Origin of the sequence: Micromonospora eburnea (genome assembly GCF_900090225.1) — a bacterium.
Lineage (GTDB): Bacteria > Actinomycetota > Actinomycetes > Mycobacteriales > Micromonosporaceae > Micromonospora > Micromonospora eburnea.
The window spans coordinates 5,361,231-5,378,038 of record NZ_FMHY01000002.1; the positions used below are offsets into that span (position 1 = coordinate 5,361,231).

15 protein-coding genes are annotated in these 16,808 nt (G+C 73.7%); 7 read left to right on the forward strand and 8 right to left on the reverse strand.

The window, feature by feature from the left end:
• Nucleotides 1–33 precede the first annotated feature (33 nt).
• The 5 genes from GA0070604_RS23070 to GA0070604_RS23090 form a co-directional block, all read right to left on the reverse strand.
• On the reverse strand, nt 34–1,437 hold the full coding sequence (locus GA0070604_RS23070) for a flavin-containing monooxygenase (protein WP_091122422.1): 1,404 nt from the start codon (nt 1,435–1,437) through the stop codon (nt 34–36).
• Nucleotides 1,438–1,539: 102 nt separating this feature from the next.
• A complete protein-coding gene (locus GA0070604_RS23075; RefSeq protein ID WP_091122425.1) occupies nt 1,540–2,241 on the reverse strand; it encodes an endonuclease/exonuclease/phosphatase family protein in 702 nt (233 codons plus the stop codon).
• Nucleotide 2,242: 1 nt separating this feature from the next.
• Complete coding sequence (locus tag GA0070604_RS23080; RefSeq protein ID WP_208602153.1) at nt 2,243–3,199, reverse strand: ROK family glucokinase; 957 nt, start codon at nt 3,197–3,199, stop codon at nt 2,243–2,245.
• Nucleotides 3,200–3,262: 63 nt separating this feature from the next.
• Entirely contained in the window at nt 3,263–3,937 is a 675-nt protein-coding gene (locus GA0070604_RS23085; RefSeq protein ID WP_091122432.1) for a hypothetical protein, read from the reverse strand.
• 41 nt (nt 3,938–3,978) lie between these two features.
• Complete coding sequence (locus GA0070604_RS23090) at nt 3,979–4,434, reverse strand: SRPBCC family protein (RefSeq protein WP_091122435.1); 456 nt, start codon at nt 4,432–4,434, stop codon at nt 3,979–3,981.
• Nucleotides 4,435–4,636: 202 nt separating this feature from the next.
• Here GA0070604_RS23090 and GA0070604_RS23095 point away from each other — a divergent pair, with 202 nt between their 5' ends.
• From GA0070604_RS23095 to GA0070604_RS23115, 5 genes are all read left to right on the forward strand, one after another.
• Entirely contained in the window at nt 4,637–6,442 is a 1,806-nt protein-coding gene (locus GA0070604_RS23095; protein ID WP_091127350.1) for an AMP-dependent synthetase/ligase, read from the forward strand.
• Between the two features lie 14 nt (nt 6,443–6,456).
• On the forward strand, nt 6,457–8,154 hold the full coding sequence (locus tag GA0070604_RS23100; protein WP_091122438.1) for a GAF domain-containing sensor histidine kinase: 1,698 nt from the start codon (nt 6,457–6,459) through the stop codon (nt 8,152–8,154).
• Between the two features lie 7 nt (nt 8,155–8,161).
• Nucleotides 8,162–8,830, forward strand: coding sequence for a response regulator transcription factor (locus GA0070604_RS23105; protein WP_007072219.1), 669 nt, complete (start codon nt 8,162–8,164; stop codon nt 8,828–8,830).
• A gap of 208 nt (nt 8,831–9,038) precedes the next feature.
• Nucleotides 9,039–9,851, forward strand: a complete 813-nt coding sequence (locus tag GA0070604_RS23110; RefSeq protein WP_091122442.1) for an SAM-dependent methyltransferase — start codon at nt 9,039–9,041, stop codon at nt 9,849–9,851.
• 82 nt (nt 9,852–9,933) lie between these two features.
• Nucleotides 9,934–11,595, forward strand: a complete 1,662-nt coding sequence (locus GA0070604_RS23115) for a putative bifunctional diguanylate cyclase/phosphodiesterase (RefSeq protein ID WP_244162232.1) — start codon at nt 9,934–9,936, stop codon at nt 11,593–11,595.
• A 119-nt stretch (nt 11,596–11,714) separates the two neighbouring features.
• Here GA0070604_RS23115 and GA0070604_RS23120 read toward each other — a convergent pair whose 3' ends face one another.
• The 3 genes from GA0070604_RS23120 to GA0070604_RS23130 form a co-directional block, all read right to left on the reverse strand.
• Entirely contained in the window at nt 11,715–12,839 is a 1,125-nt protein-coding gene (locus GA0070604_RS23120; RefSeq protein WP_091122450.1) for a glycosyltransferase family 4 protein, read from the reverse strand.
• Nucleotides 12,836–14,095, reverse strand: a complete 1,260-nt coding sequence (locus tag GA0070604_RS23125; RefSeq protein WP_091127351.1) for a M48 family metallopeptidase — start codon at nt 14,093–14,095, stop codon at nt 12,836–12,838. The genes GA0070604_RS23120 and GA0070604_RS23125 overlap by 4 nt, the downstream gene beginning before the upstream one ends.
• Nucleotides 14,096–14,398: 303 nt before the next feature.
• Nucleotides 14,399–14,911 carry a hypothetical protein gene (locus tag GA0070604_RS23130; protein WP_091122454.1) on the reverse strand — a complete coding sequence of 171 codons (513 nt, stop codon included), beginning with the start codon at nt 14,909–14,911 and terminating at the stop codon, nt 14,399–14,401.
• A gap of 227 nt (nt 14,912–15,138) precedes the next feature.
• Here GA0070604_RS23130 and GA0070604_RS23135 point away from each other — a divergent pair, with 227 nt between their 5' ends.
• Together GA0070604_RS23135 and GA0070604_RS23140 are read left to right on the forward strand one after the other, a co-directional pair.
• Nucleotides 15,139–16,137 carry a LysR family transcriptional regulator gene (locus tag GA0070604_RS23135; RefSeq protein ID WP_167363562.1) on the forward strand — a complete coding sequence of 333 codons (999 nt, stop codon included), beginning with the start codon at nt 15,139–15,141 and terminating at the stop codon, nt 16,135–16,137.
• Nucleotides 16,138–16,254: 117 nt separating this feature from the next.
• Nucleotides 16,255–16,767, forward strand: a complete 513-nt coding sequence (locus tag GA0070604_RS23140; protein WP_091122463.1) for a hypothetical protein — start codon at nt 16,255–16,257, stop codon at nt 16,765–16,767.
• Nucleotides 16,768–16,808: the final 41 nt, after the last annotated feature.

The window sequence follows — 16,808 nt, forward strand, 5'->3', positions numbered from 1 at the left end:
CTGCGGGGCTCCGCTCCGCTGCACTCCTCGCGCTCACTTGGCCTCCAGGTCGTGCAGGGCACGCTGGAGCGCGCGCAGGTAGTCGACGTGCCCGACCTCGAACCAGTGCCGGGTGCTGTCCTTGACCTTCCCCGAGTAGCGCTCGCCGAGGCCGGCGGCCACCTTGCGGCCGAACGCGGCGGCCCGCTCCGGCCGGGTGACGCGGAGCGCGAGCAGCCGGGCGAAGAGCACGCTCTGCCAGTGCGCGATGGGGAACATGCCGGAGTCCGGCTGCACCAGGCCGACCACGGCCAGGGTGGGGTGGCCGGCGGTGAAGGCGTTCAGCCAGAGCCGGGGCCGGCCGCTGCCGTCGGCGTCGCCGAGCACCGCGCCGTCGAGGAACTCGAAGCGCGGCAGGTACCCGGTGGCGAAGACGACCAGCTCCGGGTCGATCTCCCGCCCGTCGGTCAGCGTCACCGTGCGGTCGTGGAACCGGGCCACGTCCGGCACCGGGGTGATCTGCCCGTGACCGACGTGGTAGACGAGCTGGCTGTTGGCGATCGGGTGGGTCTCGTAGACCCGGTGGTCGGGCTTTGGTAGCCCGAACCGGGTCAGGTCGCCGACGGTCAGCCGCAGCGTCCAGTGGTAGAGCCACTGCCGTATCCGCAGCGGCACCCGCAGCGCGAGCAGGGTGTCGTTGACCTGGTCGGCGGGGCGACCGAAGACGTACTTCGGGGCGTACCAGTAGCCCCGGCGGGTCGAGTGCCAGCAGCGGGACGCCTGCTGGGCCGCCTCGACCGCGATGTCGCAGCCGGTGTTGCCGGCGCCGACCACCAGCACCCGCTTGCCGCGCAGTTGCGCCGCGTCCTTGTAGGACGAGGCGTGCATGACCTCGCCCCGGAACTCTTCCAGCCCGTCGTACCTGGGCAGCTTCGGCGACCAGTTGTGCCCGTTGGCGAGCACCACGGCCGCGTACCGGGAGGTGCGTTCGGGGCCGTAGCCGCCGGTGCTGCGGGTGGTGACGTCCCAGCGGTCCCCGTCGACCGGCTCCACCCGGACCACCTCGGTGCCGAACCAGACGTGCTGGCGCAGGTCGAAGTGGTCGGCGTAGCGCTCGAAGTAGGACAGCAGCTGGGCGTGGTGCGGGTAGTCCGGCCAGTCGTCCGGCATCGGGAAGTCGGGGAATTGGGTGAACGGCCGGGACGAGATGAGGTGGGTGCTGGCGTACACCGGGCTGCGGTCGTGCCGCCAGTTCCACGCGCCGCCGACGCCGGTCTCCCGCTCGTAGCAGTCGACGCCGAAGCCGTGCTCGCGGAGGTTCTTCACGGCGGTGAGGCCGCTGGCGCCGGCGCCGATGACGCAGACGGTGTCGCCCCGGTCGGAGACCGGGCGGCCGTCCCGGGTCGGGGCGACCGCCGGGTCCGGGCCTGGGGGGCCGAGGTCGGTGGAGGAGGACACCGGGGAAATCTCCTTTGTGCGGCACGTGTGCCGGGTCGGTGCGAAATCCTGCCGACAATGCCCGCCGTTGTCCAGCCCACCGGGCCGTCCCGGGCCGGTGGCTCAGCCGGCGGCCGGCAGCGACAGGTCGACCAGGATCGGGAAGTGGTCGCTGGCCCGGCGGGTACGCGGGGTGTCCACCACGTCGTAGTCGACCACCCCGATCCGTCGGTCGACGAAGACGGCGTCGATGCGGCGGCGCGGGTCGGCGCACGGAAACGTGTGCCGATCGGCCCGGTCCGCGGCGACCGCGGCGTCGGTCAGGCCCTCCGCCACCGTCCGCCACGCCGACCCGTCCGGCCCCTCGTTGAGATCGACACCGGCGACCACCGGCAGCGTCGCGGCGGCCAGCTCCCGCTTGAACGCGGCCGCCTGGGCCGGCCGCTCGGCCGGGTCGGTGGACAGGTGGGATCCGGCCAGCAGGAACCGGGCCCCACCCACCAGGCACTCGGCGTACGCGGCGCCGCGCAGGTGCCGCCCGGGCGTCAGCGGGTAGCGCCGGCAACGGGTGGCGAGCACCCGTACCCGCAGGCTGACCAGCAGCAGGTTGCCCAGGGCGGGCAGGCCGCCGGCCGCCACCACCAGACCGAACGAGTCGGCCAGCGAGGCGCACTTCTGCCGCCACCGGAACCGCCGTGGCCCCTCCTGGATGATCACCACGTCCGGCTCGGCCGCCCGGACCACCCCGGCGAGCGCGGTGGTGTCGTCCCGCTGGCTGTGGATGTTGTACGACACCACCCGCAACGGCACGCCGGGGCCGGCCATCTCAGATCCGCCGGGCCAGGTCGGCGGCCCCGATGACGCCGGCGGCGTTGCCCAGCTCGGCCGGGCGGACCTCGGCGACGGGCAGCCGGCTGCGCTGGGCGAGCGCGTCACGGTACGACCGCCGGGTCGGCCCCATCAGCAGGTCGCCGGCTTCCACCACGCCACCGCCGACGACCAGCACCTGCGGGTCGAGGATCTGCGCCATGTCCGCGAGGCTGGTGCCGAGCCAGCGGCCGACCTGGGCGAACGCCTCGGCGGAGACCGGGTCGCCGCCCTGCGCCGCGGCGGTCACCATCGGCCCGGTGATGGTGTCGGCCTCGCCACCGGCCAGCTCCAACAGGGCGGTGGCCCGGTGCGGCTCCTGGCGGGCGGCGGCGCGGGCGAAGCGGACCAGGGCGCTGCCGCTGGCGTACTGCTCGATGCAGCCCAGCCGGCCGCAGCCGCACTGGTGGCCGTCCGGCACGGTGAGCATGTGGCCGAGTTCGGCGGCGATGCCGTTGGCCCCGCGCAGCAGCTCGCCGCCGAGCACGATGCCGCCGCCGACGCCGGTGCCGATGGTGAACATGACCATCGAGTCGTCGGCGGACCGGCCCGCGCCGTAGCGGAACTCCGCCCAGGCGGCCACGTTCGCGTCGTTCTCCACGATCACCGGCAGGCCGGTGGCGGCGCTGACGTAGTCGCGCAGCGGCTCGTCGCGCCAGGCCAGGTTGGGCGCGAAGAGCACGGTGGCGCGGGCCGCGTCGATCCAGCCGGCCGCGCCGATGCCGACCGCCTCGATGCTCCGACCGGTGCCCAGCTCGGTGACCACCTCGATGATGACGTCCCGGGTCTTGGCCACGTCGTCGGCGGGGGTGTCCCGTCGGGCCTGCACGAGAACCTTGCCGGTGTCGTCCACGACACCGCCGGCCACCTTCGTGCCACCGACGTCGACTCCGATGGTCAGCGTCACCGCTGCCACTCCCCTCTGCTGTGCTGCCCGACATCGGCCGAGCCGGCCGTGCGCTGCCGGGATGTCCGGTGGTCAGGCCCCGTCGCCTGGTGCGTCCTCGCCCACTTCGCCGGACGCCCGCGAGGCGGGCACCACGGGACGGCCGGCCGGCGGCCGGCGCGGTGCCGGCGCGTCCGGCCCGGCGGCGTCGGCGGGCGGCACGACGGCACCCGGAGCGACCGCGCCCTCCTCCCGGGTGGCGGCGGACCACACGTCCTGCTCGGGTGCCGGCTGAGAATCATGCCCGGTACGGGTCGCCTCGCGCCAGACGTGGTCCTCCGTCGGGGTCCCGGCCGCCCCGGCGGCGCCGGCCGGCTCGGTGGGCGCGGCGGACTCGGCCGGGGCGAAGGCGCGCAGCAGACTGGCCACGCCGGCGGCGAGGTCGCCGGCGCCGGTGGCGAGCCGCTCGGCGAATTCCGGACTCGGATCCCGTAACGCAGCGATACCCCGACAGACCGGGCATACGCAGCACTCGGGCGAGCCAGTGGCGAAACCGGCACCTCCCGTCGCCGCCCCCGGCGACGCCGCAGCCTGGTCACCAGCACCGGCGCCACCCTCGGTGTGACCGAGCACACCCGCCAGCATCCCACCGAGCGGACCCCAGGGCCCCGCGCCGGGTCCGGCGGCGGCCAGCCGGGCGGTGGCCAGCAGCATGGCGACGAGGCGCTCGGCCTCCTCCCGGGCCGAACCCGGATCAGTGGTGCCCATCAGTCGGCTCCTCTGGAGTGGCGACCGGATCGCCGGTCGGGTCAGTGGGCCGCACCGGGTGCTTCTACCCGGCGCTTGAGCTGCTTCAACGCCGCGTCCATGATCATCTTCTCGGCCTTGCGGCGAAACATGCCGAGCATGGCCACGGAGAGCTCCACCTCAAGGGTGTAGGTCACCGTGGTGGTGCCGTCCGGGTTGCCGACCAGGTCGTACGACCCGCGCTGGGACGTCTGCATCTTCGAGGGCGCCACCAGATGCCACTCGATCCGGGAGAGGTCCTCGGCGTACTCGTAGGCCAGCACGTACTCGTCGGCCATGACGCCGGCGTCGATGGTGAACCGGACCTGGCTGGCGTAGCCGTCCTCGTACTCCTCGACCACCTCCGCCCGCCGGATCGCCTCGGCCCACTCTGGATAGCGGGGGAAGTCGCAGATGACCGCGGCCACCCGGTCCGGTGGCGCGCCGATGATGATCGACTGGGTGGAGGAGTCCGCCATGGGGGGAGGCTACCCGGCGCGGGCCCCGCGCGCCCCGCTCCACCCCCGCCGGGTGTCGTGCCGAGCCGCCGGTGGCCGTCCCACGGTGGCCGTCCCACCAGCCGGGCCGGCAGCCTCCCACGTCAACCCGCCGACGGGACGGGTAGGTTTCGACAGGGCCGCCCACGGCCGGCCCGGCCAGTGCGAGCACGAGGGAGTGCAGGTGCGTGAGTTCTCCGTTCCGCCGATCGTCACCGTCGGCGACTCGGCCAACCTGACCCATCCGGTCTGGGAAAACGCCGAGGTCGCCCCCGACACCGTGCAGTTCGTCCGGCGCGGCTGCGGTGCGGAGCACGCCCAGACGGAGGTCACCTGCCGGCAGTTCCGCGACGAGGTGGTCGCGGTGGCCCGGGGCCTCGTCGCCGCCGGCATCTCTCCCGGTGACCGGGTCGCGCTGATGAGCCGTACCCGCTACGAGTGGACCCTGATCGACTACGCGATCTGGGCCGCCGGCGCGGTCACCGTGCCGATCTACGAGACGTCCAGCGCCGACCAGGCCGCGTGGATCCTCGCCGACTCGGGGGCGGTGGCCGCGGTGGTCGAGACCCCGGCGCACGCCAGCCTGGTCGACGGGGTGCGGGACCGGTTCCCCGAGCTGCGCCAGGTCTGGCAGATCGAGCTGGGCGCGGTGGACGAGCTGATCACGGCCGGCGAGTCGGTCGACCCGGCCGAGATCGAGGTACGCCGCTCGACGACCAAGGCCGACGACATCGCCACCATCATCTACACCAGCGGCACGACCGGCCGCCCCAAGGGCTGTGTGCTGACCCACCGCAACATGTACGCCGACATCGCCAACGCGGTGCCGGTGCTGCCGAACCTGTTCCGGCAGAGCTCCTCCACCCTGCTGTTCCTGCCGCTCGCCCACGCCTTCGCCCGGCTCATCCAGATCGGCGTGGTGCAGGCCCGGGCCACCCTGGCGCACTGCGCGGACACCAAGAACCTGGTCGCCGAGTTGCAGGAGTTCAAGCCGACGTTCGTGCTCTCCGTACCCCGGGTCTTCGAGAAGGTCTACAACGGCGCGCGGCAGAAGGCCGAGGCCGAGGGGAAGGGCCGGATCTTCGACCGGGCCGAGAAGGTCGCCATCGCGTACAGCGAGGCGCTGGAGACCACCAACGGGCCGGGCCTGGCGCTGCGCGCCCAGCACCTGCTCTTCGACAAGCTGGTCTACCGCAGGCTGCGGGCGGCGCTGGGCGGCCGGTGCCGGGACGCCATCTCCGGCGGGGCGCCGCTCGGCGCCCGGTTGGGGCACTTCTTCCGGGGTGTCGGGGTGAACATCTCCGAGGGCTACGGTCTGACCGAGACCTCCCCCGCCGCCGCCGCGAACCTGCCGACCGCCACCCGGATCGGCACCGTGGGCCGCCCGTTGCCCGGGGTCACCATCCGGATCGAGGACGACGGCGAGATCCTGATCTCCGGCGAGCTCGTGTTCCGGGGATACTGGCGCAACGACACGGCCACCGCGGAGGTGCTCACCTCGGACGGCTGGTTCCGCACCGGTGATCTCGGCCACCTCGACGAGGACGGCTACCTGTGCATCACCGGCCGCAAGAAGGAGATCATCGTGACCGCGGGCGGCAAGAACGTCGCCCCGGCGGTGCTGGAGGACCAGGTCCGGGCCCACCCGCTGATCAGCCAGTGCCTGGTGGTCGGCGACCGGCAGCCGTTCATCGCGGCGCTGGTCACCGTCGACGAGGAGGCGCTGCCGAGGTGGTTGGCCGCACACGGCCGGCCGGAGACCACCAGCGTCGCGGAGCTGCGCGACGACGAGGCGCTGCGGGCCGAGATCCAGGGCGCGATCGACCAGGCCAACCAGTCGGTCTCCAAGGCCGAGGCGATCAAGGTGTTCCGGATTTTGCCGCAGGACTTCACCGAGGCCACCGGCGAGCTGACCCCGTCGCTCAAGGTGAAGCGCCAGGTCGTGCAGAAGACGTACGCCGCGGAGATCGCGGAGATCTACCAGCGCTGACTACCATCCGTCACGTGCCCGCCTCGACATCGAGCCAACCGCAGACGCAGCCCCTCGCGGCGGCCGCGCGGGTGGTCCTCCTCGCGCTGGTCGCCGCCCTGACCCTGTTCGCCACCCGCGACGTGTCCCAGCTCTGGTGGATCGCCCTGCTGGGCCTCGCCGGGCTGCCCGCGGTGCTGGCCCCGCAGCACCGGCTGCTCGGCCCGCTCAGCCACTTCGCCGAGGTGGTGGTCCTCGGCCTGGCCGCCAGCAAGGTGGCTGCCGACACCCACCTGAACGGGGTGACCGGCGGGGTGGGCGCCTCGGCGGTGCTGCCGTATCTCGCCGTGCCGGTCACCGTGGCCGCGCTGCGCCGCCGGTTCCGGGAGGGCGCGGCCCTGCTCGCCGTGGTCGCGGCCACCCTGGTGGTCAGCGCGGCCGTCACCGACGTCGGCGACGGGCGGCAGCTCGGCCAGCTCGGCTACCTCGCGGTCTGCGCCCAGTGGCTGATCCTGGCCGCCCTCGGCCTCTACACGGCCGGCATGCTCCAGCGGGTGATGCGGGTCCGGGGCGAGGGCAAGCCGCAGCCGTACGCGGAGGCGACCCGGCTGCTGACCCAGCTCCGTACGGTCGCCCGCCAGCTGCCCGGCGCCACGCTCGACCCGGGCGGCATCTCCGAGCACCTGCTGGAGGAGCTGCGGGTGGTGGCGAAGACCGACCGGGGGGCGGTGCTGTCCGCCGGCGGGGCCGGCCGGCTGGTGGTGCTCGCCCAGCTGGGCGCGGATCGGGTGGACTGGGAGACCACGCTCGACGCGGACTCGGCGATCGCCGACGCCTGGGCCAGCCAGCAGCCGCAGACCTCGACCCGCTCGCAGGCCCGCTCCCTGCACTCCGGGGAGGTCTCCGCGCTGATCGTGCCGCTGGTGGCCGGGGTGCGGACGGTCGGTCTGGTGGTCGTCGAGGCGGACACCGCGCACGCGTACCCGCCGCCGGTGGTCTCCCGGGTGACCGCGCTGACCGGCCCGGCGGCGCTGCGGCTGGAGGCCGCGCTGCTCTTCGACGAGGTCCGGTCGCTGGCCACCAACGAGGAACGGCAGCGACTGGCCCGGGAGATCCATGACGGGGTCGCCCAGGAGCTGGTGATGGTCGGGTACGGCATCGACAACGCCCTGGCCACCGTGCACGACGACGCCGAGGAGACCGCCGAGAGCCTGCGGACGCTGCGGCACGAGGTCACCCGGGTGATCACCGAGCTGCGGCTGAGCCTGTTCGAGCTGCGCAGCGAGGTGGACCGGCACGGCGGGCTGGCCGCCGCGATCGCCGAGTACGCCCGCACCGTCGGCGCGGCCGGCGGCCTGCGGGTGCACCTGTCCCTGGACGAGTCCACCGCCCGGCTGCCCGCCGCCACCGAGGCCGAGCTGTTGCGGATCGCCCAGGAGGCGGTGACCAACGCGCGCAAGCACGCCGGGGCGGCGAACCTGTGGGTCACGTGCGAGGTGGACCCCCCGTACGCGCAGATCGAAGTGTCGGATGACGGTCACGGCATCGGTGACCAGCGCCCCGACGGGCACTACGGCCTTGCGATCATGGCCGAGAGGGCGGAACGTATCCGGGGCCGGCTGGAGATCAGGCCGCGGCGACCCAGCGGTACCACCGTGGCGGTGGTAATCGGCTCCTCGCCCCGGCGCGATATGGTGCGCGGCAGCGCCGCAGCAGCAGCAGAAGGGGAGTAACCCGAGGATGACCACTAGCCCGACACCGGCCACCCGGACCAAGGTTCTCCTTGTCGACGATCACGACCTCATCCGGAAGGGACTGCGGCACGCCTTCGAGCGGGACCGGCAGTTCGAGGTCGTGGGCGAGGCCGCCACGGCCGCGGAAGGCGTACGGCAGGCCGGCGCGCTCCAGCCGGACGTCGTGATCATGGATCTGCGGCTGCCCGACGGCAGTGGCCTGGAGGCCACCCGCGCCCTGCGCAAGTCCAGTGCGTCGATGGGCATCGTCGTGCTCACCATGTACGCCGGCGACGACCAGCTCTTCGGGGCCCTGGAGGCGGGGGCGAGCGCGTTCGTGCCGAAGACCGCCCCGGCCGACGAGGTGGTGGCCGCCGCCCGGCACGCCGCCTCCTCGCCCAGCGCGTTCACCGCGGCCGATCTGGCCGAGGCGATGAAGCGGCGGCTCGCCCCGTCCGGCCCGCAGCTCTCCCCGCGGGAGGGCCAGGTGCTGCGGCTGCTCGCCGACGGCATGAGCGTCGCCGGCATCGCCAAGCAGCTGTTCGTCAGCGAGTCGACCGCCAAGACGCACATCTCCAAGCTCTACGAGAAGCTGGGCGCCGCCAACCGGGCCCAGGCGCTGATGACGGCGCTGCGGCTGGGCCTGCTGGAGGCCCCGGACGCGCCCAAGTTCTGACGGCTGTCCGACAAGCTCGACGGGAAAGGCCCGCGTCCGCGCCCCGGACCCGGGCCTTCCCGGCATTCCAGGCAGTTTGCCACCACGTACGGTGAAGGGCCGACCGCGTAGCGACGGTGGTCTTTGCACCGGGAGGACGGGCGGGCAGAATACCCGGATGGCCAGCGTGGGGCGAGCCCGCGCGCTGTTGACACAAAAGGGGCGAGCCATGCAGCGGCCGGACTGGGCACCCGACACGATCGACATCGACCGCCCGAGCGTCGCCCGCATGTACGACTACTACCTCGGCGGCTCGCACAACTTCGCCGCCGACCGGGCCGCCGCCCGAGCCATGGTGGACGCCGTGCCGGAGGCCCCGCTGATGGCCCAGGCCAACCGGGCGTTCCTCCGCCGGGCGGTGCAGTTCCTGGTCGAGTCGGGCGTACGCCAGTTCCTCGACATCGGCTCCGGTATCCCGACCGTGGGCAACGTGCACGAGATCGCCCAGCGGGTCGACCCGGAGTGCCGGGTGGTCTACGTCGACGTCGACCCGGTCGCGGTGGCGCACAGCCGGGAGATCCTGGCCGGCAACGACCAGGCCACGGTGGTCCGGGAGGACCTCCGCCACCCGGCGGCGATCCTCGGCCACCCCGAGGTCACCCGGCTGCTGGACTTCACCCAGCCGGTCGCCGTGATGATCGTGGCGGTGCTGCACTTCATCCCCGACGCGGACCGGCCGGAGGAGATCCTGGGGACGTTGCGCTCGGCCCTGGCCCCCGGCAGTTACCTGGTCATGTCCCAGGCCAGCGACGACGGCCGTACCGAGACGGGTGAGCGGGCCGAGGCCGAACAGGTCTACCGCCGCACCGACAGTCAGCTCTGGATCCGCAGCCGGGCCGAGCTGACCGCGCTCTTCGACGGCTTCGAGCTGGTCGACCCGGGCGTGGTCTGGGTGCCACAGTGGCGCCCGGAGACGCCGGAGCAGGCGGAGAACGCCGCGCAGGCGGTCTTCCTGGGCGGCGTCGGGCGGCTCGGTGGGTAGCAGCGCCACCGCGACCCGCTCCTGCCCCGACAGCTTCGCGCGGGCCTGGGCCAAGGCGGTCTCCGGAACCAGTTACCTGCCGATGACCCAGGCCCAGCTCGAGGCCCTGCTCCAGCGGCTCACCGAGCGGCTCGCCGTGGCGATCCGGACCGAGCCGTTCGACCTACGCGTCGGCCAGCAGGTCGGCGCCGAACTGGTGCAGGCGCACATCGCCTCCGCCGAGGGGTTGGGCCGCACCATCGAGGTGATCCAGCTCCGCCTGGTCCGTGACCTCGGCCTGCTCGACGGCGATGTCGAGGACCGGATGGCCCGGCTGCTCGCCACGGTCGCCACCGGGTACGCCCGCGCCCTGCGCGACCGCACCCTGGACGAGCAGGAGTCCATCCTGCGGGCCGCGATGGTGGCCCGGGCACAGGCCGAACGGGCGCTGCGGGACAGCGAGGCCCGCTTCCGGCACCAGGCCACCCACGACCCGCTGACCGATCTGCCCAACCGCACCCTGTTCACCGAGCGGCTCACCGCCGCGCTCGACGATCCCGGTCGGGGCGCCGACCGGATCGGGGTCTGCTTCCTCGACCTCGACCGGTTCAAGGTGGTCAACGACACCCTCGGCCACCAGGTCGGCGACTCGCTGCTGGTGTCGGTGGCGCAGCGGCTGCGTCGGGCGCTCGGTGAGCACCTGGTGGCCCGGCTCGGCGGCGACGAGTTCGTCATCCTGGTCGAACGGACCGGCTGCACGGAGGACGCGGTCAAGGTCGCCGAGGCCGCTCTCGCGGCGGTGAGCGAGCCGGCGCTCGTCGAAGGGCACGAGCTGACCGTGTCGGCCAGCATCGGCATCGTGGAGCGGCCGGTGGCCGGCACCACGCCGGTGGAGCTGATGCGGGCCGCGGACAGCACCCTGCACTGGGCGAAGGCGGCCGGCGGGGCCCGCTGGTCGATCTTCGACGCCGACCGCAACCGCCGCGAGCTGGCCCGGTACGCCCTCTCCGCGGCCATCCCCGCCGCCCTGGACCGAGGCGAGTTCTACCTCGACTACCAGCCGCTGACCTCGCTGCGCGACGGCCGGGTGCTCGGCATGGAGGCGCTGGTCCGCTGGCGCCACCCGGAGCTGGGCGTGCTCCGGCCGGACAGCTTCATCGGGCTGGCCGAGGAGACCGGGCTGATCGTACGGCTGGGCGGCTGGGTGCTCGCCGAGGCCTGCCGGGAGGCCCGCACCTGGGCCGGTGACGACCCGCCGTTCGTCAGCGTCAACCTGGCCGTCCGCCAGTTGCACCGGCCCGGACTGGTGCAGGAGGTGCAGGGCGTGCTCGGGCGGACCGGGCTGCCCCCGGAGCGACTCCAGTTGGAGGTCACCGAGAGCACCATGATGAGCACGGTGGCCGAGCCGGTCCGCGCCCTGCGGGTGCTCAAGGAGCTCGGGTGCCGGATCGCCATCGACGACTTCGGCACCGGCTACTGCAACCTGGCGTACCTGCGGGACCTGCCGGTCACCGAGCTGAAGGTGGCCGGCGAGTTCGTCGCCGGGCTCCGCGCCCCGGCCGCCGATCCGGGCAGCCGTACCGACGAACGGATCCTCGCGTCGCTGGTCTCGCTCGCCCACGCGCTCGACCTGACCGTCACCGCCGAGGGCGTGGAGACCGCCGAACAGGCGGACCGGCTGCGGGCGATCGGCTGCGACGCCGGGCAGGGCTGGCACTTCGGCCGCCCCGCCCCCGCCCACGCGGCCCTTCCCGCCCTGGCCTGACCGCACACGCCCGGCTTGATCGACTCAATGTGCGGCATCTTGTGATCAAATCGGGCAACGAGACCACCACTTGCCGCACCCGGAGCTGATCAAGTCGGCGGGATGGCGCGGCAGGCGGATCAGCCGGCGAGCAGGGCGGCCATCCGTTCCGCCTGGGCCTCCCAGCGCCACTCCTTCTCCACCCACGCGCGACCCGCCGCGCCGAACTGGCGGGCCAGATCCCGGTCGGCGAGCAGCGTCGCCACCCGGTCGGCGAGCTGGGCCACGTCGCGACCCCGGACCACGTACCCGGTCTCCCCCTCGCGGACGGCGTCGGGCGCGCCGCCGGAGTCCCCGGCGACCACCGGCAGCCCGGTCGCGCTGGCCTCCAGGTAGACGATGCCCAGGCCCTCCACGTCCAGACCCCGGTTGCGGGTACGACAGGGCATGGCGTAGACATCGCCGGCCGCGTAGTGGGCGGGCAGCTCGGCCGACGGCACCGAGCCGGTGAAGACCACGTCCCGCTCCACCCCGGTCTGCCGGGCCAGCTTCTCCAGCGTCGCCCGGTACGGCCCGCCGCCGACGATCAGCAGCGCCGCATCCGGCACCCGGCGGCGGATCTCCGGCATGGCCCGGATCAGCATGTCCTGTCCCTTACGCGGCACCAGGCGCGAGACGCACACCACGACCGGCCGGTCGGCCAGGCCCAGCCGCAGCCGCACCCGCCCCCCGTCGACGGTCGGATGGTAGGTCTCCACGTCGACGCCCGGCGCGAGCCGGCACAGCTCGGTCACCCCGTCCAGCACCCGGGCCAGCCGCACCCGGGTGTACTCGCCCAGGTAGGTGGTCACGTCCACGCCCTGGCCGATCCGGCGCAACGCGGACCGGGCGCCGGGCAGCGCCGCCCAGCCGGCCTCGTGCCCGTGGGTCAGCGCCACCGCCCGCCGGATCCCGGCGCGCCGGCGCAGCCCCGCCGCGAGCAGCCCCAGCGGGGCGGCCGCACCGAACCAGACCGTGTCACAGTCGTACGCCCGGGCCAGCTTGGCGGCGCGGCGGGCGATCAGCGGGGTGGGCAGCAGCACCTTGGTGCGTTCCCGGATCACCTCGAAGGGCTGGTCGGCGTCGAACTTGGCGGCGCCCCGCCAGCTCGACGCGTAGACCACCACCGAGCCCGGGGGCTGGCGCACCGCGAGGTTGTGTACGAAGGACTGGATGCCGCCGGGGCGGGGCGGGAAGTCGTTGGTGATCAGCAAGGTCCGGCTCATCTGCCGATCTCCCTGGCGTAGGCGCGGGCGGCGGCCATCCGCTCCACGGTGGACGGGTGGGACGCCGACCAGCGGTACTCCCAGCGGGGCGGGTCGGGGTCGGCCAGGTTGACCCCGGCCAGACGGCGCTGCATCGCCTCGAAGGTGCCCGGGTCGCCGGTGAGCGCCAACGCGTGCGCGTCCGCCCGGGCCTCCACCCGCCGCGACATCAGTGCCTGCATCGGGGTGGCCACCAGCCCGGCCACCGTGATCAACGCGATGAGCAGCGGGAACGCCCGGGGCTGGGCGATCGAGTCGACTCCGGCCAGGCGCAGCAGCGGCGGCCAGGAGCCGATCAGGTAGAGGGCCACCACCGCGGCGGCGGCGCCGAGCGCGCCGACCAGCGTGCCGACCCAGACGTCGCGGTCCTTGGCGTGCCCCAGCTCGTGGGCGACCACGCTGGTCACCTCTTCGGGGGTGGCCTCGCGCAGCAGGGTGTCGTAGACCACCACCCGCCGGGTGGGTCCCAGCCCGGAGACGTACGCGTTGACCGCGCGGGTCCGCCGGGACGCGTCGGCGACCAGCACGTCGCGGACCGGCACCCCGTCCCGGGCGGCCAGGCTCATCAACTCGCTGCGCAGCGGGCCGGCCTCCATCGGGGTGAACCGGTTGAACACCGGCTCCACCAGCACCGGCAACACGAACGACAGCAGCACCACCAGCCCGGCCGCCCCGGCCGCGCCGAACGCCCACCACCAGCGGGGCGCGATCCGGACGACCGAGTAGAAGCCGAGCAGGACCAGCGCGCCGATGACCGCGCTGACCGCGTACGACTTGAGCAGGTCGACCCCCCAGCCGCCCCAGCCCTGGGTGCTCAGCCCGTAGCGGGTGAGCACGGTGTGCCGCCACGCGGCGAAGGGCAGGGTGAACAGGTCGGCGATGAGCATCACGGCCAGTCCGCCGAGCACCGCCTGGGCGGCCCAGTGCCCGTTGAACGGGCGGCCGGCCAGCTCCACCAGTCGACTGCCGACCGGGGTGAGCCCGAACGCCAGGGCCACCACCAGCCCGACGGCGAGCGCCGCCCACCCGGCGGGGCGCAGCGCGGCGTGGAACGCCCGGCCCCGGGCCACCTGGTCGACCGGGAGGGACCGCAGCGCGGCGAGCTGGTCGGCGCGCGGGGCGGGCGGGCGGTGCCAGGGCACCAGCAGGGCAGCGGCGACGACCAGCGCGACGACGAGCCCGGCGAGCGTGAGTAGCGCCCACCCGCGCGGCGTCACCGCGCCGCCCCGGCGCGCGGCGCGCGGGTCGCGCCGCACGCGCCGCCGTCGCGTCGTACCCGCGTCATGACGTCGCTCCTCCCGTCGAGAGCGCCCATCCTATGAGGCGGACACCGCCCGGTGGCGACGTGGCGGTGTCACCCCCCTTTCGGCCCACCGGGGCCGGGCGCGCCCGCAGCCGCTTTCCGACGCGGTCCGGTTGTCACCGGGGCGTAGCACGACGGGACCGGGTGGTGCCGATCCGTCCCCGGGACGCCGACGACGGCCGGCACCCCCATGGGTGCCGGCCGCCCGGTCGCCGCGTCAGCCCGCGTTGCTGAACTCGATCGCGATCGACTCGACCGCCGTCTTGCGGTTCATCGACCGCGGCATGCCCATCGCCTCCAGCGCGTCGTTGACGCTGTCCACGTACGCCGTCAGGCTCGGCGTGGCGCCGTTGTAGGTGGCGGTCGTGGTCTGGGTGGACGCGCACGACGTGTCGGTGATCCCGCACGCCATCGTGTAGTGCGTGGCGCTGGTCCACTGGGTCGACTTGCCCCGCACGAACAGGTGGGTGTTCACCCGGCACGCCGCGAACAGGTACGGGCTGGTGACCCTGGTGGTGAACGACGCGGTGTCGGTGCCCGGCCAGTAGTACACGGTCGCCTGCGCCTCACAGCCGCCGTTGAAGGTGTTCGAGTACTTCGTGACGGTGTACATGTCCTGCGTCCCGGCCGCCGCCGGCGTGGCTCCGACGGCCACCACACCGAGGGAGGCGGCCAGCATGGTGAAGGCGGTCGCGGCCGCCCGGATGGTGCGGGCTGGTGCTGCGTTCATGGGAGCCCCTTTCGTGCCGGCCCGGTGGTCACGGCCGGTCGTCGTTCGTCGCCGATGTGACAGGCGGCGGTGACCCGGGTGAGGTTCCGGGTACCGCCGCCGTTGATTCTTCGGCCGCCCGCGAGGGCTGTCCAAGACGCGACACCGATGGGCCATAGGACGCGCCTATGAGTGGTGGTAGATCTTCTGACTGTCGATGCCCGGGGGGCCGGGCAGGGGGGATCGTCATGGTGGAACTTCGTCAACTCCGATACTTCCTCGCCGTCGCCGAGGAGCGTTCCTTCTCCCGCGCCGCCGCGCTGCTGCATGTCAGTCAGCCGACGCTGAGCCAGCAGATCCGCGCCGTGGAGCGGTCGGTGGGCGCGCCCCTGTTCCACCGGGAGCCGACCGGCGTCCGGCTCACCGAGGCCGGATTCGCGCTGCTCGAACCGGCCCAGCGGGCCATGGTCGAGGTCGCCGACGGCGTACGGGCGGCCCAGGAGACGATCGGCGTCGGCGGCACGCTCCGCGTCGGCTTCAGCGCCGGCGGGTTCGGCGACCTCATCCCGTCGATCCTGCCCGCCTGGCAGCGGGCCGCCCCCGAGGTACGGCTGATCCTGCGCGACCTGACCGTGGGCGGGCTGTACACCGCCCTGATCGAGGACCGGATCGACGTGGCGCTCACCCGGCTGCCACTGGATCCCGAACGGCACGACTGGACGGTGTTGTTCGCCGAGCCCCGCGTCCTCGGGCTGAACGTGCGGCATCCCCTGGCCGACGCCGGGGAGGCGGTGTCGCTGGCGGACGTGCTCACGCTGCCCATGCCCCGGATCGAGGACGTGCCGACGATCCGCGACTACTGGCTGCTCAACGAGCACCGCGACGGCTGCCCTCCGCAGCAGCGCGGGGTGGCCGTCACCTCGCCGGCGGAGATCGCGTACCTGATCCTCCAGGACCCGTCGCTGGTGGCCGTGGGTCCCCGCACGGTACGCGGGCTCTCGCCCCTGGCGGAGCTGCGGTTCATCGAACTGTCGGGGGTCACCCCGGTGCCCTTTGTCGCGGCGGCCCGGCGACACGACCGGCGTGCCGCCGTACTCGCCTTCCGTCAGGTCGCGGCGACGGTCGCCCGGCGCCTGCACGGGGTGTCCGCGGCAGCCGGTGGCCGGGCGGACCGGGCGACCGGCGCAGCTCGGCCACCCCGTTCAGCACCCGGGCCAGCGGGACGACGGGGGTGTAAACCCCGGTAGTCGGTGACGTCCAGGCCACCGGCCGGTCCGTCCCTGGCGCCACAGCCGACGCCATGGAGACACCACGTGACGCCAATAGAACTTGCCATGACGCCATGATGATGCCACGATGGCGTCATGGATTTGACGTCGTATGTCGACAGCCTCCGCCGGGAACTGGCCGGCGTCGCCGAACTCGGCGGCGACGAGGTCCGCGCGTTGGCCGAACGGCTCAGCGGGTCGATGGAGTCGGCCTTCCGCCTGGCACTGCTGGAGGCGCTGTCCGCGGCGGCCGGCGAGATCACCCGGGATCTCGCCCCGGGCTCGGTCGAGCTGCGGCTACGCGGCCGGGAGGCCAGCTTCGTGGTGACGCCGCCGCCGGTCGAGCCGCAGTTCCAGGCCGGCCCGGTCAGCTCCGGCGCTGAGGCCCCGACCGTCCCCGACGCCGAGGACGGCCCGGTGTCGCGGATCAGTTTCCGGCTGCCAGACCAGCTCAAGAGCCGGATCGAGGAGGCCGCGAGCCGGGAGGGGCTCTCGGTCAACGCCTGGCTCGTCCGGGCCGCCACGGCCGCCGTGCACTCCGTGCCCCCGGGCCATCCGGCGGCGCGAGCCCCGCGCGGCGGCCAGCGCTACACCGGCTGGGTCCGCTGACCGCCCGGCACCGTCGTCCCCCATCGCCCGAACCCCGGAGG

Excerpts from the sequence above, each read along its gene's own strand:
- GA0070604_RS23075 (WP_091122425.1), bottom strand. The coding sequence starts at position 2,241 with ATGGCCGGCCCCGGCGTGCCGTTGCGGGTGGTGTCGTACAACATCCAC.
- GA0070604_RS23085 (WP_091122432.1), bottom strand. The coding sequence starts at position 3,937 with ATGGGCACCACTGATCCGGGTTCGGCCCGGGAGGAGGCCGAGCGCCTC.
- GA0070604_RS23090 (WP_091122435.1), bottom strand. The coding sequence starts at position 4,434 with ATGGCGGACTCCTCCACCCAGTCGATCATCATCGGCGCGCCACCGGAC.
- GA0070604_RS23105 (WP_007072219.1), top strand. The coding sequence starts at position 8,162 with ATGACCACTAGCCCGACACCGGCCACCCGGACCAAGGTTCTCCTTGTC.
- GA0070604_RS23110 (WP_091122442.1), top strand. The coding sequence starts at position 9,039 with ATGCAGCGGCCGGACTGGGCACCCGACACGATCGACATCGACCGCCCG.
- GA0070604_RS23115 (WP_244162232.1), top strand. The coding sequence starts at position 9,934 with ATGACCCAGGCCCAGCTCGAGGCCCTGCTCCAGCGGCTCACCGAGCGG.
- GA0070604_RS23120 (WP_091122450.1), bottom strand. The coding sequence starts at position 12,839 with ATGAGCCGGACCTTGCTGATCACCAACGACTTCCCGCCCCGCCCCGGC.
- GA0070604_RS23130 (WP_091122454.1), bottom strand. The coding sequence starts at position 14,911 with ATGAACGCAGCACCAGCCCGCACCATCCGGGCGGCCGCGACCGCCTTC.
- GA0070604_RS23135 (WP_167363562.1), top strand. The coding sequence starts at position 15,139 with ATGGTGGAACTTCGTCAACTCCGATACTTCCTCGCCGTCGCCGAGGAG.
- GA0070604_RS23140 (WP_091122463.1), top strand. The coding sequence starts at position 16,255 with ATGGATTTGACGTCGTATGTCGACAGCCTCCGCCGGGAACTGGCCGGC.